This window comes from Xenorhabdus sp. IM139775 (assembly GCF_028598745.1).
Classification (GTDB): Bacteria; Pseudomonadota; Gammaproteobacteria; order Enterobacterales; family Enterobacteriaceae; genus Xenorhabdus.
In genome coordinates this window covers 1-2858 of record NZ_JAQRFK010000147.1, presented here as the reverse complement: position 1 = coordinate 2858, position 2858 = coordinate 1, and the positions used below count along the sequence as shown (strand labels likewise).

Sequence of the window (2858 nt, the reverse complement as noted above, 5' to 3'; positions counted from 1 at the left end):
AGTCAGGCAAGCGCTGAATTTAGCCTTAGATAGGGATATTATTGTTGATAAGATATTAGGGCAGGGGCAGTTGCCGGCTTATACGATGCTCACACCCAATATTGGGGGGTTTAATTTTGAACAACCGGATTATGCTGTCTGGACTCAGGCACAGCGTATTGCCAAAGCGAAAGCCTTGCTGAATGAGGCCGGCTTTAATCAAAATAATCCACTCACCTTTAACCTGCTTTATAATACTCAGGAAGGACATAAAAAAATTGCCATTGCTGTTGCCTCAATGTGGAAAAAGAATCTGGGTGTGAATGCGGCTTTACAGAATCAAGAGTGGAAGGTCATGTTGGATAATATGCATCAAGGGAAATTTGATGTTATCCGGCGGGCATGGGTTGCTGATTATGACAGCCCGATGACATACTTATCTATATTTTTAGCGAAGCAAGTGAAAAATACTTCTATGTATGAAAATCATAAATTTGATCAATTTTTAGAAAAAGCAGAAAAAACGAATATGAAAGATTATTATCAGCAGGCATCTGATATCCTGACAAAAGATGCACCTGCTATACCTATTTATTTCTATGTTAACCATAATATGGTAAAACCTTATATAGGTGGTTTTAATATTAACTCAAGAGGCGAGTTTTTTACCAAAGATCTCTATATTATTAAGCATTAAAAACAACTATACATAATAGGTCTTAAGCTGCATCTGATAAAGTTGCAGCTTGAGCATAAAGAATATAAAGGCCGGATAAATTTACCGCTGATCTGGTATTGGTGATGTTTTTATATAAAATAATAGAGTTTAAATTGACTAAGACCAAGGCTGGATTAACACAATAATTTCAATATTTTTTCTTGAGTATTATTAATGATATCATCGTCAAATTTGCCACCCATGATTTTGGCAAGATTTTTTGATGGCTGCTAATCTATTTTCTGTAGAGAATTTATTTTTCATAAAATATATTCTGTGTGTTTTCTCAATAATAGACTGGGTAGAGATAAGAATAATGTTTTTTATTGATTGGTTTTATTGATCGATTTTAATAAATTCCTCACGGTGGGAATAAGAGATCCCCATAGCCTGAGTATGCTGTCATGATGAAAAGTCATTTAAAATCGCTTTATACTAAAAGCATAGTATAAGTAGAAATATTATCAACATAAAATCAGTTGGTTAAGTTCTAACTTAATGAATTGATTTTATTGAAATATATATTTCACTTTACCTATCCGTTCTAAATGGATTAACTTATTCGTAATGGGTGCGTTACGGAATTCTTTTTAAAAGAATAGAATGGATATATATCCATCAAGTATAAATAAATATTTTTAATAATAAAAACCACACCACAGCAATAGAAGGAAATAATATGTTAAATAAAACTATATATAAAGAAATGAGAATATTAATCTATTCTGTCAGTATAACGTTAGGCGGTATCACACTGTCTTATGCCGCCGTTATTCCACCCGGAACTCAATTGGCCGAAAAACAAGAGATTGTCCGCAATAATGGTGCAGAGCCTGCCTCACTGGATGTCAATAAAGTTGATGGCAATATAGCAATGAATATTATCCATGATTTTTTTGATACATTAGTAAGCACGGATAAACAGGGCCGGGTTATACCTAAACTGGCCGCAAGCTGGGAAACGAAGGACAATAAAACGTGGATTTTCCATTTGAGGAAAGGAATCAAATGGTCTGATGGAACACCCATTACCGCTCATGATGTGGTGTTTAGCTGGCGGCGTTTGACAGATCCGAAAACACTGTCTCCTTATGGTAGCTATTTTGTTGATGCTTCCATGGCCAATGCCAAAGAAATTTTAGCCGGTAAGAAAAAAGTGGAGGAGTTGGGTGTCAAAGCCCTGGATGATTCAACGCTGGAGGTAAGACTGGAAAAACCCGTTGGGTATTTTTTACAGATGCTGGCGTTCACTATTGCGTCGCCGATTAGCGAAAAAGTCGTTGAAAAATACGGAGAAAAATGGACTCAACCTGAATTTTTTGTTTCTAGTGGGGCATTTAAGTTAGCTGAATGGAACGTGAATGAAAAAATTGTTGGCGTGAGAAATCCTTATTATTGGGATAATAAAAATACCGTCATTGATAAAGTGATTTATCTTCCTCTTTCGTCAGAAAACTCAGATTTAAACCGTTATCTGGCAGGAGAGATAGATATTACATTTACGATCCCATTGGAATCTTTTGCATCATTAAAGAAAAATATGAATCCACAAATTCATATTTCACCGATAATTAGTACATATTATTATACCATTAATAATAAAGAGCCGATGTTTAATGATATTAGAGTCAGACAAGCGTTAAACCTGACCTTGGATAGAAGTATTATTGCTAATAAGGTCGTAGCTCAAGGGCAAATACCTGCTTATACAATTTTACCCCCCGGAATTGGTGGTTTTAAATTCAAACAACCTGACTATGCATCATGGACACAGGCTCAACGTGACGAAAAAGCCAAACAATTATTGAATGCCGCGGGTTTTAATAAAAATAATCCCCTTAAATTCAACTTGATTTATAACTCAAACGAGTTGCATAAGAAAGTTGCGATTGCAGCAGCCTCTATGTGGAAAAAGAACCTTGGTGCGATTGCAAATATACAAGCTGAAGAGTGGAAAGTGAAGTTGGAGAGTGAACATCAGGGGAAATTTGATGTCATTAGGTCTGGATGGATTGGCGATTATAATAGTCCGATATCTTTCTTTAATATATTTACAACAAATCAGACAAATAATGCTTCGTTTTATTCTAATCAGGATTTTGATAATTGGACGCGTAAAGCCGGAGAAACGAATAAGCAAGAAGATTTTCAAAAAGCTCTT

Annotated in this window: 2 protein-coding genes; both read left to right on the top strand. The window is 35.2% G+C overall.

What is annotated here, in order from left to right; translation table 11 throughout:
• Positions 1–676 (top strand): ABC transporter substrate-binding protein (locus PSI17_RS16380; RefSeq protein ID WP_273552978.1); only part of this gene is annotated, 676 nt, incomplete at its 5' end.
• A 700-nt stretch (positions 677–1376) separates the two neighbouring features.
• On the top strand, positions 1377–2858 hold a 1482-nt coding region (locus PSI17_RS16375; RefSeq protein WP_273552977.1), incomplete at its 3' end, for an ABC transporter substrate-binding protein.